This is a genomic window from Roseovarius sp. MBR-154, assembly GCF_053628595.1.
Window position 1 is genome coordinate 1 of sequence record NZ_JBRJGR010000013.1, and the last position, 21,555, is coordinate 21,555.

The 21,555-nt window shown below is 60.1% G+C and carries 14 protein-coding genes and 1 pseudogene; 8 read left to right on the plus strand and 7 right to left on the minus strand.

All coding sequences use genetic code 11. The annotated features are described in order from the left end of the window. Positions 1-92: 92 nt before the first annotated feature. From ACSSV4_RS15110 to ACSSV4_RS15125, 4 genes and pseudogenes are all read left to right on the plus strand, one after another. Positions 93-2,195: pseudogene (locus tag ACSSV4_RS15110) on the plus strand (strawberry notch C-terminal domain-containing protein); the annotation flags it as partial. A 3-nt stretch (positions 2,196-2,198) separates the two neighbouring features. Next, entirely contained in the window at positions 2,199-3,230 is a 1,032-nt protein-coding gene (locus tag ACSSV4_RS15115; protein WP_038069164.1) for a DUF7146 domain-containing protein, read from the plus strand. A gap of 364 nt (positions 3,231-3,594) precedes the next feature. Beyond that, on the plus strand, positions 3,595-4,527 hold the full coding sequence (locus ACSSV4_RS15120) for a DUF2493 domain-containing protein (RefSeq protein ID WP_454275967.1): 933 nt from the start codon (positions 3,595-3,597) through the stop codon (positions 4,525-4,527). Positions 4,528-4,611: 84 nt separating this feature from the next. Continuing rightward, positions 4,612-4,884, plus strand: a complete 273-nt coding sequence (locus tag ACSSV4_RS15125) for a WGR domain-containing protein (RefSeq protein ID WP_454275968.1) — start codon at positions 4,612-4,614, stop codon at positions 4,882-4,884. 9 nt (positions 4,885-4,893) lie between these two features. On the opposite strand, the gene ACSSV4_RS15130 is transcribed toward ACSSV4_RS15125, so the two are convergent. Then, on the minus strand, positions 4,894-6,585 hold the full coding sequence (locus tag ACSSV4_RS15130; RefSeq protein ID WP_454275969.1) for a hypothetical protein: 1,692 nt from the start codon (positions 6,583-6,585) through the stop codon (positions 4,894-4,896). Between the two features lie 234 nt (positions 6,586-6,819). On the opposite strand from ACSSV4_RS15130, the gene ACSSV4_RS15135 reads away from it, so the two are divergent. After that, a complete protein-coding gene (locus tag ACSSV4_RS15135) occupies positions 6,820-8,076 on the plus strand; it encodes an IS110 family transposase (protein ID WP_454275970.1) in 1,257 nt (418 codons plus the stop codon). Positions 8,077-8,282: 206 nt separating this feature from the next. On the opposite strand, the gene ACSSV4_RS15140 is transcribed toward ACSSV4_RS15135, so the two are convergent. The 6 genes from ACSSV4_RS15140 to ACSSV4_RS15165 all read right to left on the minus strand — a co-directional run bounded on the left by ACSSV4_RS15140 (position 8,283) and on the right by ACSSV4_RS15165 (position 15,741). Then, positions 8,283-8,525 carry a hypothetical protein gene (locus ACSSV4_RS15140; protein WP_454275971.1) on the minus strand — a complete coding sequence of 81 codons (243 nt, stop codon included), beginning with the start codon at positions 8,523-8,525 and terminating at the stop codon, positions 8,283-8,285. Continuing rightward, positions 8,522-12,607, minus strand: a complete 4,086-nt coding sequence (locus ACSSV4_RS15145) for an Eco57I restriction-modification methylase domain-containing protein (RefSeq protein WP_454275972.1) — start codon at positions 12,605-12,607, stop codon at positions 8,522-8,524. Before ACSSV4_RS15145 ends, ACSSV4_RS15140 begins: the two co-directional genes overlap by 4 nt. Positions 12,608-12,727: 120 nt before the next feature. Beyond that, positions 12,728-13,849 carry a DUF4172 domain-containing protein gene (locus tag ACSSV4_RS15150; RefSeq protein ID WP_454275973.1) on the minus strand — a complete coding sequence of 374 codons (1,122 nt, stop codon included), beginning with the start codon at positions 13,847-13,849 and terminating at the stop codon, positions 12,728-12,730. Between the two features lie 120 nt (positions 13,850-13,969). Continuing rightward, a complete protein-coding gene (locus tag ACSSV4_RS15155) occupies positions 13,970-14,209 on the minus strand; it encodes a hypothetical protein (protein WP_454275974.1) in 240 nt (79 codons plus the stop codon). A gap of 160 nt (positions 14,210-14,369) precedes the next feature. Further along, positions 14,370-15,011 (minus strand): hypothetical protein, encoded by a 642-nt coding sequence (locus ACSSV4_RS15160; RefSeq protein ID WP_454275975.1) that lies wholly within the window; start codon positions 15,009-15,011, stop codon positions 14,370-14,372. A gap of 10 nt (positions 15,012-15,021) precedes the next feature. Continuing rightward, positions 15,022-15,741, minus strand: coding sequence for a nucleotide-binding protein (locus ACSSV4_RS15165; RefSeq protein WP_096807329.1), 720 nt, complete (start codon positions 15,739-15,741; stop codon positions 15,022-15,024). 552 nt (positions 15,742-16,293) lie between these two features. Here ACSSV4_RS15165 and mobC point away from each other — a divergent pair. The 3 genes from mobC to ACSSV4_RS15180 all read left to right on the plus strand — a co-directional run bounded on the left by mobC (position 16,294) and on the right by ACSSV4_RS15180 (position 21,191). Further along, positions 16,294-16,881: a plasmid mobilization relaxosome protein MobC gene (gene mobC, locus ACSSV4_RS15170; protein ID WP_454275976.1), complete on the plus strand. Its 588-nt coding sequence runs from the start codon at positions 16,294-16,296 to the stop codon at positions 16,879-16,881. Between the two features lie 88 nt (positions 16,882-16,969). Beyond that, complete coding sequence (locus ACSSV4_RS15175) at positions 16,970-19,216, plus strand: relaxase/mobilization nuclease domain-containing protein (RefSeq protein ID WP_454275977.1); 2,247 nt, start codon at positions 16,970-16,972, stop codon at positions 19,214-19,216. After that, a complete protein-coding gene (locus tag ACSSV4_RS15180; protein ID WP_454275978.1) occupies positions 19,209-21,191 on the plus strand; it encodes a type IV secretory system conjugative DNA transfer family protein in 1,983 nt (660 codons plus the stop codon). Before ACSSV4_RS15175 ends, ACSSV4_RS15180 begins: the two co-directional genes overlap by 8 nt. The last annotated feature ends 364 nt before the right edge of the window (positions 21,192-21,555 follow it).

Consider the following 21,555-nt stretch of genomic DNA (forward strand, 5'->3'; position numbering starts at 1 on the left):
TAATGCGCAGCAAAGGCCGCGCGGACATCCAGAAACCAAGGAAAACAAAGATGAACCTCGGATACCTTCGCATTATCGCGTCCTCGCGATTAGCCATCATTCACAACAACCTGACCGCGGCGTTGGATGCGGCGAACATTTCTGGCGAGAGCGGCACGTTGAACCGTCAGGCGAAATCCGCCGCGCGGTCCGCCTTCGAGTCCGCCAAGCAGCGATTCTTCGGCCATTTGCTCACCTCGATGAAGACCCCCACGCTAATAGCATCCATCGATACAGATCTGGCTGCGGGTCACGCGGCAGTCATCCAGATCGTCTCGACGGGTGAGGCGCTGATGGAACGCCGCCTGTCGGAGATCCCAACCGACGAATGGAATGATATCCGTTGTGACATCACACCCAGGGAATATGTTCTGGACTACCTCGCCCATTCCTTCCCGGTGCAGCTCTACGAGCCTTTCACCGACAGCGAGGGCAACCTCTCGTCGCGCCCCGTCATGCGCGACGGCCAACCGGTGGAGTGCCGCGAAGCCGTCCGGCGTCGTGGCGCGCTGATCGAGAAACTGGCTTCGCTTCCGCCCGTGCCGGGTGCACTCGACCAGATCGTCCAGCGCTTCGGCACCGATCTCGTGGCCGAAGTCACAGGGCGCTCGCGGCGCATCGTGCGGAAGGGCGGAGGGCATTCGGCACGGCTCGTGGTGGAGAACCGGGCTGGAGCCGCGAACCTCGCGGAAACCCAAGCCTTCATGGATGACGAAAAGCGTATCCTGATCTTCTCGGATGCCGGCGGCACCGGGCGCAGCTATCACGCCGATCTCGGGGCGAAGAACCAGCGCCTGCGGGTCCACTACCTCTTGGAACCCGGCTGGAAGGCAGACGCGGCGATTCAGGGCCTCGGACGCACCAACCGGACCAACCAGGCGCAGCCGCCGCTGTTCCGGCCGGTGGCCACCGATGTCAAAGCGGAGAAGCGGTTCCTGTCGACCATTGCGCGACGTCTCGACACGCTTGGCGCTATAACGCGCGGCCAGCGCCAGACCGGCGGGCAGGGGCTGTTCCGACCCGAGGACAACCTCGAAAGCCCATACGCCCGTGATGCTTTGCGCCAACTCTACCGTCGTATCTATCGCGGCGATGTCGCGGGCTGCTCGCTCGGCGCTTTCGAGGATGCCACCGGTCTCAGCCTTACCGATGACAATGGTCTGAAGGACGAGTTGCCGCCGATCACGACCTTCCTCAATCGTCTGCTCGCGTTGACGATCAACATGCAGGCCGTGCTCTTCTCGGCTTTCGAGGAATTGCTCGATCAACGGATCGAGGGGGCCATCGCCGCCGGGGTCTATGACCTCGGCCTCGAGACGCTGCGCGCCGAGAGCTTCCGCGTAACCGATGCAAGGGTCATCTACACCCATCCCGGTTCTGGCGCAGAAACCCAGCTTTTGACCATCGCGGAAAAGCGGCGCAATGCTCCGACGTCCCTCGCAGATGCGCTCGACTGGCTCGATGACCCGAAGGCGCGGCTTCTGGTCAACAGCCGCTCGGGCCGGGCCGCGGTGCAGGTGCCCGCCACCAGCCTAATGCTGGATGATGGCACCATCGAGCCACGCCTCAGGCTGATCCGGCCGACCGAGGCCAGCACTGTCCCGGCCAAGCTGATGGAGGACACCCATTGGCTCGAGGCCGACCGCGCGGCCTTCACCGCCGCATGGAATTCCGAACTGGCTGAAGTGCCCGAGTTCTCGGAATCCACGCTGCACATCGTGGCGGGCCTGCTGCTGCCGATCTGGAAGCAGCTCCCCCAGGACGAAACCCGCGTCTACCGGCTGCAGACCGATGACGGTCAGCGCATCATCGGCCGCCGTGTCTCGCCCGCCTGGGTCGCGATCACGCTTGCGAGTGACGCGCCGACTCTGTCGGCGGCGCAGGTCCATGCCCTCGTTCTGGAGGGCAAGACCGTGGTGCGGCTGGCCGAGGGGATGGAGCTCCATCGGTCCCGCGTTATGGGCGTGAACCGGATCGAGCTCTCCGGGTTCACCGAGGCCGCCAAGGACCGGCTCAAGGCCGATGGCTTCTTCTCGGAGATTATTAGTTGGAAGCTTCGGCTGTTTTGCCCGACCGACGCCGATGGCGTCGCGATACTGGATCGTCTGCTTGCACGTTGTCCTGTCGCAAGGCTACATGATCGCGGAGGTTGTTGACCCATGTATTCCAAGACCGAAGACCTCGTGCGCGATCTGGCAGAAAATGCCGAAGGCGTCTGTCGTGCCTACCTTCCCGCCGGACGGCGGGAAGGATCCTACTGGATCGTCGGCGATCTGCAGAACAACCCCGGCCGGTCGCTCTTCGTGCGGTTGACGGGTCCTGCGTCGGGACCAGGGGCAGCGGGCAAGTTTACGGATGGGGCCACAGGCGAGCATGGCGATCTCCTGGACATCATCCGCGCCCGGACGGGGATCACGCGCTTCCCCGACCTTCTCGCCGAGGCCCGAGCGCATCTTGGCCGTCCGCAGCCGGTCGTCCCGGATAAGCAAGAGCCGAGGAAGGCCAAGGCGCCCGGTGACACTCCCGCGGCAGCGGCGCGATTGTTTGCTGCCTCGAACCCGATCACAGGCACGCTTGCTGAGACCTACCTCCGTTCCCGAGGCATCACCCAATTCGGGGCGAACGGCGCCTTACGCTTCCACCCGAAGTGCTGGCATCGGGAAGAGGGGCAGACCCGGAGCATCCCCAGACCGGCGATGATCGCCGCGGTTACCGATGGGGCAGGGGCCGTGCAGGGCGTGCATCGCACCTGGCTGGCGCCTGACGGACAGGGGAAGGCGGCAGTGAATCCAGAGCGTCGGGCTATGGGTCACCTCCTCGGCAATGCTGTCAGGCTCACCCCGCAGGATGACATCCTCGTCGTCGGCGAGGGCATCGAGACCATGCTGTCCCTGTCCGAGGCGGCCCCGAGCCTTCCCGTCTGGGCGGCGCTCTCGTCGGGACACCTCGGGGCGGTCCTGCTGCCGGAGGGGCTCCAGCGCCTCTACATCGCCATCGACCGCGATCCGGCCGGGCAACGTGCGGCAGGGAGGTTGAGCGCCAGAGCCTCCGAGGTCGGGGTGCGTGTGCGGGTGCTGGAACCGCGGCTCGGGGATTTCAACGATGATCTTCGGGCGAACGGCAAGGACGCGCTGCGCCAGCATCTGGCAGGTCAGATCGGGCCAGAGGATCGGCATCGCCTGCCCAGCTGAGCTACATCGCGCAGGGGGGGCTGGGAGTGCGGGGCAGGGGGCTGTATCCCAGTCGTGGCTCTGGATCGTCGTCCTCACCCCATCCCGGGCCTTGCGCATCCACCCGTCAGCCCTGCGCGGCCTTCAAGAGATGGGCAGGCCGTCAATGCGGTTGCCCCTGCAAGGTCGGCAGGGAACCTATTTCCGCCGGCGGCAAAGCCGCCTTTGCATCGCGAGACAAATAGCTTCCCTGCCGACCTCCTCCACGCTGTTCCGGCCCCGGTGAAGCCGGGGTGAAGGGGCAACCGCCCCGCCGGCTCGGGTCTGCCCATGAAGGCCGCGCGGGATGACGTGCGGACGAGACAGGCCCGGAGGCAAGAAACCGATGACGATCCATACCCACGACGACGCGTATGAACCCGCCCATAGCGCATCCCAGACCGCCCATGCGCTCGACGAGCTCCAGCTCTATGGCTACCGCCCCTTTGACGAGCCCGATCCGCGCCCGATGCCCGATGGGCAGCGCCTCGCCGTCGCCGTCGCCGACATCTTCGACGCCCTCGTCGCGACCCTGGAAGACACCCGAATGGAACCCGACCTCGAAGAGGTGCTCTGGGGCCAGGTCAACCTCTTCCACCGCGCCACGGCCCGGATCGAGCGGACGCTCGATGAGAACGAGCAGGCGCAGCGCCGCCTCCAGCGTGAGCAGGACGGCTCCGAAGTGAAGTCCGTCGAACTCGAGCGCCTGACGGCCGAAGGCCTGACTCTCGTTGAACGGCGCAACTGCATGGACATGATGCGCGATCACGCCGCCACCGAGTTCGTCCATCACACGGGATCGACCTGGCGCCCCCGCACCGGCTCGATGGTGAACCGCCAGCACATGACCGCCGCCCTGATCGACAGCCGCGACTTCCTGGCCGCCAAGCGCCGCGCCGAGACCGAGGTAATGCTTCCCGCAGGCCCCAAGGTCGCCCTCACCGGCGGGACCGATTTCAACGATCACCGCCTGATCTGGGGCAAGCTCGACCAGGTCCGGGCCAAGTATCCCGACATGGTCCTCCTGCACGGTGGCAGCCCGAAGGGCGCAGAGCTCATCGCCGCCAAATGGGCCGAAGCCCGGGGCGTGACGCAGGTGGCCTTCAAGCCCGACTGGACCAAACACGCCAAGGCCGCGCCCTTCAAGCGCAACGACGCGATGCTGGATGTGCTCCCGGTCGGGGTCCTTGTCTTCCCCGGAACCGGTATCCAGGAAAACCTCGCCGACAAGGCCAAGAAGCTTGGCATCCCGGTCATGAAGTTCGAGAAGGGGGCGTGAGCCCCCGACTTCAATCCGGGACAGAACATTGTGGAAACGTCGAAGAGCGCTTGATATTGTGGTCTGGAGAGAGGCGCCAACAACATGTTCGACATATCGCAGCAAATGGAAGTGTTCCCGACAGCGGTCGATCTCAAGCGGATCGACCCGTCTCTCAACATGCGGCGCTTCTATCGAATGAGCGTTCAGCCGGACCTGTTTGGCGGCGCATGCCTTGTGCGGGAATGGGGCCGTATCGGGTTTCGAGGGCAGATGCTAGTCGAACAGCACCCGGACGAGGGTAGAGCGGTCACGGCGCTCATGAAGCTAACGGCGACGAAGAAGCGCCGCGGATACGAGGCGCGGTCAAACGGCTAGATCTGCCATTCAATCGATACCCAGTTTGTGGAAAAACACGCGGTTCCGCATCTCGGCATCCCGCAGGACTTTGTCCCAACTCAAAACCTCCATGTAGAGATTGTTGTTGCCGAACCATTTGAACCATCCCCCGCCGTCCGGCATGGGAGTGAAGTCTTTCTCCATTTTTAGCCATTCTTTGACCTTCTCTGTGATTTCACACATAACGTAGCCATAAAATGGGGTGTTTTCAGCGACTTGAATTGGGCGTCCTTTCGGAGTCTTGAACTTCCCTTTCTTAATGCTGTTCACGTATCGAACGATCTGCTGGACCGGGTCTTCTTTCGACGACGGGTTCGCGAAATCATCGCGCCCAGGCTTTTTGAACTCGAAAACGGTGATCGGATTGCTCGCCTCATTATCGCCCCGGAACAATACCGGCTTGTCGAATACGAGGATGTCAGGACGCTCAGACGTTCCTCCGTCCAAGGGTTTGTCTGAGTGCACAAAAAACGTGAAATTAAGGCGCTCATCTATGATCCAGAGGTTGTGATCATCGTAGGCCGTGGCCGCGGAATCGCCTTTTCGAGGGAAGATGATGTCATGGACGGTGCCTTCGGACGGGTACTTTAGGTCATCCGTGAGCTCAAAGCTTTTTCCGAAGAGAGTGAGCACATGCTTTCGTAGTGCAATATAGTGGATCAGGTCGTTTCGGCTGGTCCTTGATATCTGATCCAGTATCTTGGGCAGGCCATCTTTAAGTCCAGCTGCGTCCGTTTCACTGAGCATCTTATCAACTTGCTGCCTGATGGCGACTTCCTGAGAGAACTTCTCCCTCTGGAATACTGTCTCAATCTGTTCAGGCGTGGGATTGTAGGGCATGGACGACAGGTCGATGTCTTCCGCGATTGTCCGGTGCCAAGGCGCAGAATCTTCGACGTAGCTGCGCACCTGTGTGCGTTTCTTCTCCTGTCTCGCGGTGATTGTATCACCAAGGGCGTCGCGTGCGATGTACGCTGCTGCCTGCTCGATTTCGGCTTGTGAGATAGGATGAAGCAGGTCTTCGCCCTTTGGGAAATCGAAACCACCACGCTCGAGCGATACGTTGGCATCGAGATATGGGCCGAAGACATACGCCTTGACGATGTAGTTGCGATCCCGTTCTTCGCCTTCGGATGACCCCTCTTCAAAAAATTCGTCAACGAATTCTGGCACGAAGCTATGGATTGCCGTGTCTGTGACCTCTCGGCGGTCTGCAACCAAGCTGATCTTGCTCTTCTGATTTCGCGGTGAGTAGAGCTTGAATACTCGAACTTGGAATGTCTGCTCTTTGTCCCCAGATCCCAGAACGATTCTACCATCTTGAAGCGGGATCTCCTTGATCATCGCAGCCAGCTGGTTGCTGACAAAATCGTTAAGGATGATCCGACCTGTTCCGTCTTCCTCGGAAATCCCGATCTCTGGACACTGATAGTCGGCGTCGATGAAGTACGGCAGAAGCCGCTCCACCAGTGTGCGAGCTATCGTCTTGACCTTCTTGTCCGGAAACGCTCGCTTGACCTTGCGCATGGTGACACGCGACCCGATGTCGCCGTCAGGACATTCTTCAATGCTTTCATTGACGATGATGTCGGTTTGCTTGCCCATTTTGAAGGCGCGCTTTTTCCGTCCCTCTTCGTATTGGAAAACACTCTCGATAAGCAAGTCGTCGAAGTATTTCAAACAGGTGAAGCGCCCAAATCCCTTCCCGCCCTGGGCAATCTTGTGGTCGGAGTACAGGGTGTCGAATGAATCCCTGTTCTCGTCATTGAAGCCGATACCGTAGCACGTTGGGAATCAGCGCTGTTTTAAGGTTATGGCCACGCGCGCAGCCCCTAAATAGCGCAGCGTGTGGCCATAACCGGTCTCAGGTCTCAACAGTGGTTTTGCATAACCACACTGCTGAGGAGACCGGCTATGACCGCCACCGATACTAACGCTTCGACCTTGCTGGTCGCTATCGATATTTCCAAGCATCGCCATGAGGTGCTGATCAGCGTCCCCGGCAAAAAGCGCCGTCGCCGATTGACAATCCTGAACACGCTTGCCGACTTCCAGCGTCTGTCTGCATCCCTTGCCAGCTACGACCTGCCGGTACGGATTGGGTTCGAAGCGACCGGCAACTACCACCGCACGTTGGCGCACCATCTCGGGCAGGCCGGGTTCGAGCTGAAGCTCGTCTCTTCCGTCGGCTTGGCTCGGACACGGGAGGCCCTGCATAACAGTTGGGACAAGAATGACCCGAAAGACGCTCAGGTCATTTTGCACATGCTGGAGATCGGCGCCGTGCAATTCTTTCATGATCCGATGGTGGTCGGGACCTCCGATATCCAGGAGCTGTCAAAAACGCACGAGATCGTCTCTCGATCGAAGACCGAGCTGTGGCACCGCATTCTCACCCACTACCTGCCCCTGTATTTTCCCGAGGCCGAACGATTTCATCGAAGCTCACGGACGGATTGGTTCCTGGCATTCCTTGAGAAGTACCCATCGCCACATATGATCTCGGCCATAAGCCGAGAGGCCTTCATCGCTGATGCTTGGGATGTCGTTGGCCGCAAGGTGTCCAAAGAGCAATTACTTTCAGATATTTACGCTACTGCCGTCGACTCTGTCGGATTGCCAGTTCATGCGGATTCTGACGCTGTGCGCATGTTCCGCCTCGTTCTTGCAGAGGGGCGCAGCCTGGTCCGGCAGCGCGATATTATCGAGGCACGGGCCGTCGAGCTGTTGTCGGACCTGCCAGACTATCAGCTGCTGACCACCATTCCCGGCATCGGCCCAATCAACGCCATGACAATCCTCGCGGAGGCCGGCGACCTTCGCCGTTTCCGCCATCACCGCCAGTTCCTGAAGTTCTGTGGCATGGACCTCGCCACCATCCAGTCCGGCATGTTCCGCGGTCAGAGCCGGATCTCGAAATATGGCAATGCCCGGTTGCGCCGCACGCTTTGGATGGCGGGTCAAACCGCGGTGCTGAAGCGGACAAACAGCTTCCGCGACAAGTTCGAGCGCTACATTTCCAAGGATCGACACAATGCCCATCTGCGCCGCAAGGCCTACACCGCGATCGCGGCCAAGATGGCGCGCACCGTACATGCCGTGGTCAATCACGGCGAACCCTATCGCCCCTTCTTCGAGGGGGTGAGCCCAGGCGGAAGGACCTCTCTCTGACATGAGCCGTGGAGGCAGACATCTGACCTCGTAGATAATGTTCGGGCCTTCTGCTTGGGATTTGGGATCTCGTATTAAGGACGGTGAGGGCCGCCGAAGCGCGTACCCTGTGTTTGCTATGGAAGAGATCATTTCTTGACGGCAGAGCCCGTCTGGGCAACTTTAACAGGGCATCCGGGACACCAGATGCCCAACGACCTGCTGACCTAAGCGGCCAGATTTTCCCGACATAGGACGTTGTCGATGACTGTGAAACTCTCAACGGGCGGCTGGCCGCCTTCAAGTTCCTGTTGGTTCGACCGTCTCACGAGGATATCGATGCGGCCTTTCTCGATGGATGCGGCTTCGATGGCCTGGATCGCGTTCACGATGGTTTCGACTAGCGGGGTGTAGACGTTTGTTCCGGATCGGATGTTCTCGACGGCGCGTTTGACGTTGACGTTGCTCATAGCCTGATCTCCGCGTCGGGGTTTCCGGCGGCGAGCGCGTTCATCCAGGCAAGGCAAAGCTCGCGGCTTCGAAACTCACCGAAGGCGTCTTCCTCTTGTCGTTCAACGATTGGGAAGGTCGAGAAGACATAGCGGACATCGTCACGATCGGTGAGGCCGTATAGAATGAAGAACAGCGCGTCGAGCTTGGCGCGCAGCATTGCACGTCTGTTTTCATCCCAAACAAACGGGGGGCGGACTGCCCCTGCGTCATCGATGTAACCCAGATCGCGCGCAAACGGTGCCATGTCGTGGGAGGTGTAGGTCAGCTCCAATACGGTTTCGCACACGATCTGCGACGCGGACTTGCTGCCAAATCGTGTCGATTGAAACTCTGCGGGTGGGATCATCGGAAGCTGTTCCAGAATGTACCAGCTTGCGTGGTTGCTCAGGATCTTGGTCCTGGCAACGAAGTCGACCATGGTGCTGTTGAGCGATGCGGCCAGTATGGCTTGGGCTTCTGCACGTTTTTTTGCGTCTTCGATTTCGATCCGCAAGATTGGAAGGGTGTGTCCGGCACCGAACGGCGGGATGATGCAGGAAATCAGGGACCGGGCATTCGTCGTGGATGTGACATCCTTGATCGCCAACTCAACGCGCAGATCGCCGGGATCGAGTACAAAGTAGCGCGGTGCAATAACATGGTTCGGATCATGCCTTTGCTCGTCTGTGGTTGCGGCTCCCTGACCGCTGCGGTGGAGATTTGCATCAACGGTCGTAATACCGGACGCGCGATGATCGAACGCTTGGACCATCTTGCCTTCATAGAGCGGCACCCACGTTCCCTGCGAGCTGCCCCAGACCCCGCCGCTTTCTGGCCAAGCGCCTTCCTTTTCGTGCAACTCCTTGGCAGTCCGAAACTGGTCCGAAGAGTTGGCCATGTGATAGAGAGTGGCGTACTGGACTGGCCAGGCTTTGACTTCATCGCCCGACGAGCGATCTACGAGCACGGGAAACCTGTCATAGATCTCAGTCGAGATTTCCCGGTCTCGGGTAGCTCGATAAACCGGTGCGGTCTTCGAGTTCGGATTGACGTGTTTGAAGTGATCGACACCCATGCTGAACACTTTGCGGGAGTCCTTCAGTTCGGCAATATCCCGAACAAAAGTGGCAAAGCGGCATTGGTCGAAAGTCTTGTCCCCTCCTGAGAAGACAAGGACGCTGAACTTGAAACGGTAGTAGACGTCTGGGAAGAAGAGGGGTCCGGCGGCCCGCTTGTTGAAGAAGTCGAAATAGCAAGACGCGGCATGACCTTCGATCAGCTGCGAAAAGAACTCCTGCGAGCTGGTTTCAGTGGCGATACCAGATGGGATCAGCAGCCCGACGATGCCGCCAGGGGCGACTATCTTTCGCGCCCTTTCAACAAACAGTGAGTTGAAATTCGTGTCGCCACCAGAAAGTAGAGGGTAATCTCCTCCCCTTCTCGCCATCCGGCTGGTCGTTTCTGCGCGGGCATTCGCTTTTTCGAACTCCGCTGCGAGCGGGTCGCCAGCCTTCTGCAGATCGGCGATCAGATCTTTCCGGTCCGAGGCACGTTGAACCCTTGCTATCTCCGGACGGCGCGCGGCGAACCACTCGACTTGCTGAAGCTTGATCCTGTCCCAAGGCGGGTTGCCGACAATTGCGTCGAACCCACCATTCAGCAGGTCATCTTCCCAATCGGACCAGATACCAGGGAAAGCGACCTGCCAATTGAGGAAGTTTTCTTCGGCAATCAAAGTTCGTGCTTCTTCGAGTATTTCAGCAAACCGTTTGTCGGCGTCACGTTTGATCCGGGGATCGCGTTTACCCATGGCAATGGCCAAAGGATCACCAAACTGACCGTCGAAAAAGACTTTCAACGCGGCTTTTCCTGCCTTGTCTTTGACGCCGATCCATTCCAGCGCGTGGATAAATTTCAATAGAGCGTCGAGGGGCGCGGTCATCTCCTGCACCTCGGCAAACACGTCGGCCGAACGATGCGCCTCGGCGATCTCAGCGTCTGTCAGACCTTCGACAATCTGCATCTTTGAGGCTGCCCGGAGCGCTCGTCTCATGGGCTCGTGCAGAAGGAGCGGTGTGCCGTATGTCGCGGCCTTGTCGATACCGCTCTTGACCCATGATCCAAAAAGGCTGTCCCCGCACCGCAAGTGGTGATCCAGGAAAGACAGTGGTGCACCCACGGTGAAGGTGTGGAGCCACAGAGCTACCTTCGCGAGTTCGACTGCCATCGGGTTCTTATCGACGCCGTAGATGCAGCGCTTTAGGACCATCCGGCGAATGATGTGCCGATCGTCGAGTTGCTCCTCGTCGATCGTCCAGCTCCGTTCGTCAGCGTTAGCAAGGATGGTGTTGCGGATCGTATCGATCCTCTCGCCAAGCGGAGAAATATAGTCCCCCCACTCCTCGGGCGCATCGAGCTCGGCCTCTGCCATGGCTGCAATCACCTGATCGGCCATGAAGTCCACCAGACTTACGAGAAAATGGCCGGAGCCCATAGCCGGGTCACAAATTTTGAGGTCAAGAAGCGCGGTCGCGGGATCGAGGCGCTTAAGCTGCCCGATCTTGCGATGATCTGGCAGATCCCCTTGCCCTAGCTCTTCGATCTTGTCTTTGAACGCACGTTTTCGCTCTTCCACAAGCGGCTCAAGGGTCTCTGTAAGAATGAGCTGCACCAAGTCATCGGGCGTATAATAGCTGCCCGACCCCTTGCGCGCGAAGATGTTGGGCTGAACGGTGATATCTTCGCCGTCGCGCGTCACCTCGTATTCGAGGAGCCGCTCATAGATCGAACCAAGCTGCTGCACCGAGAGGTTGCGGTAGTTGATATATTTGCGCCCCACCGGCGTCAGCTCAAAGGAAAGTGCGTCGATCACACGCGCCATGACTGCATCGGGGATGCGGATATTGGTTAGGATCGCATGGCGCCCCTGGTCAAACAGACCGCCATTGTAGGGCGGCAAGCCTATCGACGCGTCGCCTTGATCGATCGCCAGGAAAAGGTCGGCCATCGCTCCCCAATAGCGCGCGGCCGTATCCGAGAAGACGTCGTCATTGTCTTTGCGTTCTTTGACATCAAGGCGCACCTTGTTGCGCAGCCCATAATCGTCATAGCGCGTATCCTTGACCGGCAAGAGGTCGCGGTCTTCGGCATAGAGGATGAACAAGAGGCGATAGAGCAGGATCAGGGCGGCTTCGCGCACCTCTTGAAGATCAGCCTCGGGCGCGGCCTTGACGATGGCGCGGACCAGATCGGGGAACACCTCCCCGAAAACCTTGTTTGAGAGGTCTTCGGCAACGCGCTCTTCGTAGAACTTGCCTTCTTCGAGGGCTTTTTCATGGAAGGTGCGCGGATCAGCCCCCGCAGGCTCGAATGCCTCGCGGCAGAACACAAGGTAGAAGACCTTCAGCCAGTGGCGGCGATCAGCCTCATTGAGCGCAAAAAGCCCCTCATTGTGCCCTGGCAAGTCCAGGATCGCGGCGATGTCGAGCTCGAAGAATTGCTCGGATACCGATCGCGCACCCGAGAAATACAGCCGCCACTTCGAGCCGTTGGTCAGAATGCCCCAACGTAGTGCGCCATTGGTGATATCGTCGATGCGGCGCAAGTAGCGGAGCATCTGGGTTGATGGGGCGGTTTCTTCCCCGCGCCGGCCGGAGCGGCGATCAAGGGGGCGTGCCCATCTCTTGGATTCGACCACGGCGCGGCCGAACTCGTATCGCTTCCACTCTTCGGGAAAGCCGTTCGCCTTGGCCTTTGTCTCGGCGCTCTCAAAAAGCAAACCATCGGGCACGTCTTCGCGCCCGCGCGGCGATAGATTTTGTTGGCGAAGGGATTGTGTCCAGCCAAGCGCTTCTAGGATTGGCCAGATCAGATCGTCTTCGGTCTGACTTTCGTTGGGTGTCTGGGAAATCGGGAAGTTTTCAAAGATCGATCGAAGAGATGTTTCGAAACGGTCGAGATCAGCATTCCCGAGGGTGTTCCACTCCGAAACGCCTTGAATGGTTTCGGTCAGAAAGTCAGATGTGAATAGGCTTCCCTGGCTTGCGATCTCACTGCTCAAATCGTAACTTCCTTATTGCTTTTTGTAGATTTAGCAGGTGCCCCAGATCCGTGCACTTGGAAAAATCCCAGACGGGCGGCCCGCCAAGGGAAGGGTGTCGTTTGATCGGACGCACTTCTGTCAATGCGATCGCCTCCGCTCATTCAGGTTCAACCAGTACCTCGTATGGCGTCGCTCACCGGTTCGGCTGAGCGCACCTTTCTCGACCAGATCCTGCAGGTCGCGGGTTGCGGTTGCGCGTGAAGTTCCGGTGATCTTGAGATAGTTGTCGGCGCTGAGGCCGCCTTTGAAACCGCCAGGGCCTTCCCGAAACATTCGAGCGATGGCCTTGGCCTGGCGTTCGTTCAACTGGTCCCTGTGACGATCGTAGAAGTGTGCCTTGCTGATGAAGAAGCCGACGCGGTCGAGTGTTGCCTGTTGGGCCTTCAAGACAACTTCTGCGAACCAGACGAGCCAATCGGTCACGTCGAGCGTTTTTTGATGCTGCTCGAGCTGGTCGTAGTAAGCCTTGCGCTCCTTCTCGATGGTGAAGGCGAGCGAGATGAGGGTCGGCTGGCCAATGTTCTGCGCCAGAGACTTTTCAGCGAGGGCGCGACCCAGGCGGCCGTTGCCGTCTTCGAATGGGTGGATGCTCTCGAAATAGAGGTGGCTTAGCCCTGCGCGCGTCAGCGCTGGAAGCGGCTCTGCTCCCCCCGGCCCGGTCTTGTTGAACCAATCCGCGTATCGCTCCATCTCAGGCATGACCCGCTCCGAGGGCGGCGCTTCGAAATGGATCGTCGGCCGGTCAAGGCGGCCGGAAACGATTTGCATCGCCTCGGCATGTTGTCGGTAGGCCCCGATGATTTCCAACCGACGGTCATGGGACAGTAGCATCCGATGCCAGCGGTACAGTGTCTCATGGGTCAGCGGCTCTGCAAAATTGGAATAGACGTCGACCATCATTTCCGCGACGCCCTGTTCGCGCGGTTTGGCAGGGTAGCTGTCCGGATCGAGGCCCAGATGGCGGCGCAGCGAAGACTGGACACTGAGCCGATCGAGGATTTCACCCTCGATGGCGCTCGTCTGCATCGCTTCCTCGCTGAGAAGTTCGATGCGGAGTTGCTCGCGCTCCGGCTGGCTGACATGATGGACCGCGCCGAGGATTTCTCCGGACGACAGCAGAAACTTCTGCTCGAACGACTCCAGAGCGGAGGCGTCATACCGGAAATCCGGCCAATCGGGCAGCGTCCAGTTCCAAGCCATGAGTTATAGACATCCTTTCTATAACTCATATCTAGATCACTTTTGAGGCATAGAAGTCAACTCTATCGCTCAAAGGACCTGCGGGATGGGATGACCCACAAACCGACGCGATGCCTTGAGCTAGGCCTTTTCAAGGTGCGTCAGGTCTTGCTGACGCGATCTGGGGGTCTTCGGATCGACAGGGTTTTGTTCCGGCGCTTGAATGAATGGTTCATAGCGAACGTCCACCATGGCGTCGTCGAACCAAGCAGGCTGCACGTCACCATTGTTCCATTGGTAAAGGTAGCCAACCAGATTTTCAGATGTCTTGCAGAGGATGCGCATGATCGGTTCGCCAGTCAGGCGGGGCTTCGTATTCATAATGCGTTCCTCCTAAATGGACCTCGCAACTCGGCACTACTGAGGTCTGAAATTCCTGTTAGCTGGTGTTAGGACTAGGTTTCTGCAACTGCAAGATGAACCGTCCCGGGTGGGCGAAAATCCACCGCCAAAATGCAAGTTATCTTTTCAGATAGGTATCTTACGGTGCGTGCGGTTCATGCGGCGATGCAGCACGAACAGCAACTTCTTCCAAGATCTTGTCGATCTCGCCCCATATGCGTGGTTCCACCTGGCCGCGGATCAGAGCCCATTTACTCAAGACGTCGAGGGGGTCGTGGTCCCGTAGGAGGACACCCAGGCTGGCCGCATCTACTGCCAGAGATGTACGGGCCTGCCACTGCGTGTTTCGAGTGCGTCGCTCCTCCGCGACTGGGGCGAAGACCGGCGACAGTTGCCAGCCTTTGACTGCACGGCGCAGGGCGGCACGCACCACATGTGCTGGCTCAACACCACAAGTCTCCAGCGCTGCTTCCTGTCGTTCGAGTGCGTTGACCCTGATGTCGATCTTCCGGGTCGGGTTCAAAGCTCGCGCCGATACGGGAGCTCTCAGGCTGGTATGCAGGGCAGAGCTTTCCGCGGTGACTTGGTGCGGCGCCACGGCACCTTCCGGCGTACGCTCTGACTCGTGCCGATCAGCGTCAACGTCAGCGGCTGGGGTGCCTGTATTTGTTGCTGTGACCTGTGCCTCATCTTCCTTCCCGGGAATCTCGCGGTCACCCTGTCGCAGGGTGGCGGCGTAGGCTGGGTCGGGCCTGGTGATGGTCGGGATCTTCTTGCGCAATCGACTGTCCTCACGCAGCAAGAATGTTGTTGAGGATGTCCGTCGCCTCCTCGAGCGCCTCGACGACATGACGTACATGTGGACGCATCAGAGGGTTTGGATCAGATTGCTTTTCCAGCGCCAAGGCGTGGAGAAGCCCCTTCTGGTCCATCTCCTTGTAAGTGTTTCGTCGCATCATGACGGTCTCAATCACCGGAAAACGGGTGAGCGCTTCTTCAATCAGGGCGGCGTCAGCACGGGTTGTTTTCGGGTCGACCATGTTGAGGACGACGTGGTGGCGCGGAAGGCTGGAGGGGTCGTCAACACGGGATTTCAGCTTCTCAAACCAATCAGCCGTCTGCGCGCCGACATCGAAATCAGACGTCGACAGCATGACGGGCGTCACAATGTGGTCCGCAAGCACCGCAATGCCGTCTGACCATTCGGCACCGACCCCTGCGGTATCGATGAAGATGAAGTCTGCTGTGCCTGCCATGTAGACCTGATCGATCTGATCCTCGACACCCGCCACGCTTTCGACGGTGGCCGAGCAGAGAAGCGGCGAACTCAACCCACCGGCTTGCGCCCGAGCATGCCAGGCCCCGAGTACTCTCGTGCTGTCCGTGTCGATCAACATCACTCTGCGTCCGGCGGCGATCGCGGCGCTGATCAAGGCGCGCGAAAGCGTCGTTTTTCCACTGCCCCCTTTCCGGGCCATCGCTGCGATCACCACAAGATTTTCGTTCGGCATTCCGATCCTCCGCAAAAATAGTGAAACGCAACGATAATACCAAAATGTCGCTAAACGCATGAGACTGAGGGGTCAAGCAGAAGTCGGGATGCGACCCGCGTTTGGCATGCAGCGGGCGGCGTTGTGCGATGACCGTGCGACGTCTGCCGTGGCGCCTTCAGCATTCGTCGCGGGGCACCACACACCCTCCAAATGTCGGGATGCGCTCGGCGATGTACAGCGGACGGAATGCAGGTGACGGATAGCGCGCTCCAGACGACGGGAGGCAGTCTCGCGTATGTCGTTCCGCGGGTGACGCGAGACGGTTGGCACGCGGCAAAACCCGTCTTGCGGGGTGCAAGAGACGGGGCGCAAAGGACGCGATGCGCGATGCGGAGACCGCATCGCGTGGTGCAATGAGCGCGAAGCGCGATCCATTTGACAAAGGACGGGAAATCGCCCTTGTAGGGCGATTTTCTACATTGAGTACAAGCCCTTATGGCCGACTCCACTTGCGTTGGGAGTCGGCGGGCTTGTACGAAGTTGGCAAGAAATAGGAACGTTAACTTCAAAATGCCCCGCCGTCGCAGACTGTCAGAGATCGAGCGATCGACCATCGCCCAGGAGCGCCGGAACGGCGTCTCCGTGGCGTTGTTGGCCGCGCGCTACGATGTCAGCCTGAAGACGATCTACAATGTGGTGAACCACTGGGGTGAGCGTCAGACAGCGAACGGCAGCCGATCGCGGGTTGTAGGGATCCGGGTCTCGGACGACGACCTGCGCCGGTTCGACGCGGCGCTGTCGCGGCGCGGGATTGCGCACCGCTCGGATGCCATGCGCCGCCTGATGCTGGCGGCCGAAGGTGTCTTCATGCCCGACGACGAGTTGTGCGACGAGCTGCGCAGCCTCGGCGCCGCGCTCAACCGGGTTGGCAACAACGTGAACCAGATCGCGCGACGTCTGAACGAGGCCAAGGTGCGGGGCGAGAGACTGTCCTACCCGGCCTCAAGTCACCGTGACGTCCGCGCCCTTGCGGGTCTGGTCTTCGATTTGGCCGACCAGGTCCAGGAGATGTCGCGTGCGCGTCGCAGCCTGCTGGACCTTGAGATCAGCTCAGCCCTGGCGGGCCTCGCCGGGAGGGATGAGAATGGCGCGGAGTGACCCGGTCCGTGGCATCGACCCGGCGCTCTTTGACCGCGGCTGGAGCCGAGTTTCGGGATCCTGGCAGGGGCTTTCCAAGGGCGCGCAGATGGTTCGGGCCGCACGCGGCTATTCGCCAGCGATCTTCAAGGCCATTTCGAAAGGGGGCTGCCACACCGGGGCGCAGCTACGGGCGCAGCTCACATATCTCACTACAAAGTCGACCCATATCCTTGACAGCCGCGGCACCCATGACGGGAAGAAGCAGCTCTCGGAAGCCGAGATCAACCGAGTGGCGCGGCGGTTCGAGAACCAGTGGAACGAGCGCTATAGCCCCAAGCTTGGCCATACGTCGCATCTGCTAATGGCATTCCCGGTTGGGACCAGGGGTGAAGAGGTGCGCGATATCACCCAGGCGGTCTGCGAGAAGTTCTTTCAAGGTGAGGGCTCGCAATTCGACTATATTGCTGCAATACACCAAGATCGCGCGCATCCACATGCGCATATCGTTCTGAACCGCCGCAGCAAGGATGGCGAAATGTTCTTTCTCGGGAAGGATCATCACTTCAACTACGACGCCTTTCGCGAGGCGATGGTCGAGGCGGCCCACGTTCATGGGATCCGCCTTGAAGCGACGCGTCGTCTGGATCGCGGCGTCACGACCTACCGCGCCGAGATCGATGAAATCTACAAGGCCCGCGACGAAGGCCGCCCCCCAGTCGAGCGCCAGAGAACCGGCGCTGACCTGGCGGCCGCTTTGGAAACTGTCCGACAGAATGCCCTGATCTATCGCGGGCTCGCGGCGGAGGCGTCACGCTCGAATTTCGAAGACGTGGCCGAAGCGCTCGAGAGGGCCAGCACCATCCTTGCCAGTGGCGGTCAGATGCAAGCTGACGGAGCCATCTACATGTCCCAAGACGAAGCAGCGCTCGACACGCTGATCACCGAGTTTTCTCAGAACATTCGCCAGATCGAGGCGGCGATCGACAGAGCGCCGGCGGCCGAGAGGCCGGTGATCGAGCGCAAGCTGACCGACGTTCTGGCCTCGGTCGCGCATTTGAACCCGCTCGGGGATCGCTCCGCCGCCCTGATCGATGCCCCGTCCCGGGACGGCATCTATGCAAGGCCGAACTTAAGTGAAGATCACCTCGCGCGTCTTGACGATGGAGAGGTGGCACCAAAGCTGGCCGAGGCGTTGCAAGGCACAGGCATCGATGCCGAGGCTGTGGCCGCGCGCCTGCGGGAAGGGGCAGGCAATGCCGCATTGGAACGCCAGTGGCTGGCACAGGACCTACAAGCGATTGCCAAAGCAAGCGACCTCGATCTGGAGAAAGCTGCGGACCGGGGAGACGCGCTCGACCGGCTGGAAGCCGTGCATGTTCGGTTGGGCGATGTTCTGACCGATGTACGCGTCCTGCGCGCGCCAACCGAGGTCGACGAGGTGGATGACGCTGAGGCAGCGCTTGGTGAGCGGTTGACGACACCTGGGAGTGATCTCGCGCAAGACGGGTCCGACATTTTTGCCCCATCGGAGCGGCAGGCGTTCAGGGCGCTGGTGGCGCAGTTCCGCCGGACGGATTTCGATCATCCGTTCTCCGACGACCCGTCGGTGCGGCGGGTAGGCGCCGTGGAGGTGGAAGAGGCCCGCGCCGCGTTCGATGCCTACGCGCAGAAATCGCCGCAACATGCCGAACTGGCGTCGATGGCCTGGGACCAGATGACTGACAGCCAAAAGCCGCCGCAATACGCGGTATCGGAACAGGACCGCACGCTTCATGCTGGCGACATGGATCTCGCGTTGCGGGATCCTTCGGATCATCTCGGTCCGATCACCGAAGAGCTCCGCACCCTCGCCCGCTATCGCACGGAGATGCCGGATGATGAATTCGGGCAGGCCGTCCAGGACGAAATCAACCACCTTCGTTCGCTCGGCGCGTCGCGTGCCTATATCAGCGAGCGCAGTTTCGAGATCGAGGACAAGGCGCGAGAAGACTACGCCGAGCGCCGCTATCTGGAAGAGACCGCGCCAACAGTCATGGCCTTTGTGCGAAACAACGACATCGAGGGCCCGCTCTCCGAGTCAGTGCAGCAGGACATCGTCCGGCAGGTCAACGAACGTCTAAGCCCCGACGCAATCGACGCGCTGCGGGCTGGCAACGCAGAAGTCTTCGACCAGTTCACCGAGGATCCGCTGCGCCAGCTGGAGCTCGCCAGGACCTATCTCCAGAGCAGCGAGGTCACTGCGCACGGCCCGGCGATGGAGCGCGTTCTCGATGCATTGGCCGAAGAGCAGATCGAGGCGCAGCGCGCGCGCCACGCCGCGGCCCATGGCGAGAAGGGGATCACCCATGGATAAAGGCAAGATCGCCCTTGGTGTGCTGAGCCTCGTGCTGGTCGGCCTCGCCATGGGCTATGTCGTGGCGACCGGGTTCGTCATGTTCCGCTATGGGCTTTCGCCCACGCGCTTCGACGTCACCCTACTTGCCCGCGAATATCGGGGTCTGTCTCAGTTTGCGCCGAAGGACTTCCTCTGGGTGAACCTCATCCTTGGCGGCTTCGGCCTGACATCGCTGATGCTGAGCGTCACGCTTCTGGGGGATGCATTGACTCGCTTCGGGACGACGCATTGGCAGACCCGTAGCGAGATCAAGAGGAACGGTTTCTTTGCCAAGCCCGGCGGCGGCTTCCTTCTGGGCAAGCTTGGCTCCCCGAAATCCAGGCGCCCGTTCCTTGTCTCAAGAACCTTCCCCCACGCGCTGATCGTGGCGCCTACAGGCCGCGGCAAGGGCGTGGGCTTCGTGATCCCGAACCTTCTGACCTATAAGGGCTCGGCTGTGGTGCTCGACGTGAAAGGTGAGAACTTCCGCGAGACCTCGCGCTTCCGCGCCAGCATGGGCGACAAGGTTTTCCGCTTCGCGCCGACGGACTGGGACCGACCGACGCATCGCTACAACCCGCTGGCGCGCATCGCCGCCATGACCAACTCCGACCGCCAGCAGATGGAGCTGAAACTCACCGCGAAGCTCTTCCTGCAAACCGACAACGAAAAGCTGAGCGGGCTTTTGGCCGGGGGTATCGACCTCTTCGTGGCGGCCGGCCTTCTGGCCTTCGAGCGCGGCGTGCCGACCATCGGCGAGATCTATCGCATCACAGCCTCGGGGGGCGACAAGCAGAAGGAATACCTGAAGCGTTCGCAGGAGGTGAAGAACAAGTCGGCCAAACTGATCTTCGAGCGTATGGCATCGACCAACAACGACACCCTCACTTCCTACCTCTCCCTCCTGATGACATCGGGTCTCGACACTTGGGACAACCGCGCGATCGACGCGGCCACCGCGACCTCTGACTTCTCATTCCGGGACATCCGCCGCCGCCCACATGCGATCTATCTTGTGGTCGAATCCGAGATGATCCGCCCGCTTGCCCCGCTGATCCGGCTCTTCTTCTCGGACCTGATTGCCTCGCTGCAGGCGCAGGAGCCGGGGGACGACGAACCTTGGCCGGTCATGATCATGCTCGACGAATTCGACCGGCTCGGGAAAATGCCGATCGTCGCCGAGAGCATCAAGACGCTGCGCTCCTTCGGCGGCAACCTCGCCATTGTGACCCAGACCATCCCCGCGCTGGACGAGATCTATGGTGAAAACACCCGCCGGTCGCTGCAGGGCGGCGCCGGCGTGAAACTCTACCTCACCCCCTCCGAGCAGAAGACCATCGAGGAGCTCAGCCAGGCTGTCGGCAAGACCACCAAACGCGTGGTGACCCGCTCCCGCGCGGTTGGGCGCAATCCGTTTGAGGGGCGCAGCGTCTCGGAGAGGACCGAGGACACCCCGCTCCTGACCGAAGATCAGGCCCGGCGCATGGATCTCGACGAGGTCATCCTTGTGATCGACGCGCAGATGCCAATCCGCGCAAAAAGGGTGAAGTATTTCGAGGACCCGGTGTTGAAGGTTCTGCACGCCGGTCAATCGGGAAGCTTCCCATATCCGGACGAGGACGGCCTTCGGCGGGACCGACAGATGTCCGAGACTCGCGAGACGGTCGAGAAGCTGAAGCAGGAGCTGCAGGAAGTGCGGGCGGCCGCAGGCGCAAATGGTTCTGGGATAGCGACCACACCGGCAACGGCGGAGATGCCCGCATCGAATACGCAGAGTTCCACGCCTTCGCGGCCAAATCGTGCGCGGGGTCGAGCAGCTCGCGCGGGAGCTAGTGGAGGTGGGCCAGTGCAGTTGTCATTTGATCCGGTGGGGCTGGGGCTCAAGGAGCCGGATAGAGCAGAACTGGCAGCTGCGGTCCAGACGACACGGGCCATCATTGCAGAATATGCGTGATGCGAGGACATTGTTCTTGCGGTTCAGGGGATAGGACGGAACACGCATTCGACAGTGTTGTTATCGCTTACGACATGGCCATCGGTGTGAAAGCGACCGAAGCCGCCACCGTATTTTGTGAGGAAGGCAAGCGGCCCGCCAAGGTACAATCTAAGCGAATGCTGACGTACATTGCTTGATTTGGTCGCGCCGACTTGAGCATTCATCCCGGCAAAAATGGCACTTATTTTGTCATATCAAAACAAACTTAGTCGAAAATGAGGGCATTCACAGCCAACTTTCCCCGATTTGTGACAGAAAATGCCAAATTTACATAGGATAAAATGGCACCTACCTTGATGTCATGGACACAAGGGAGGCATCG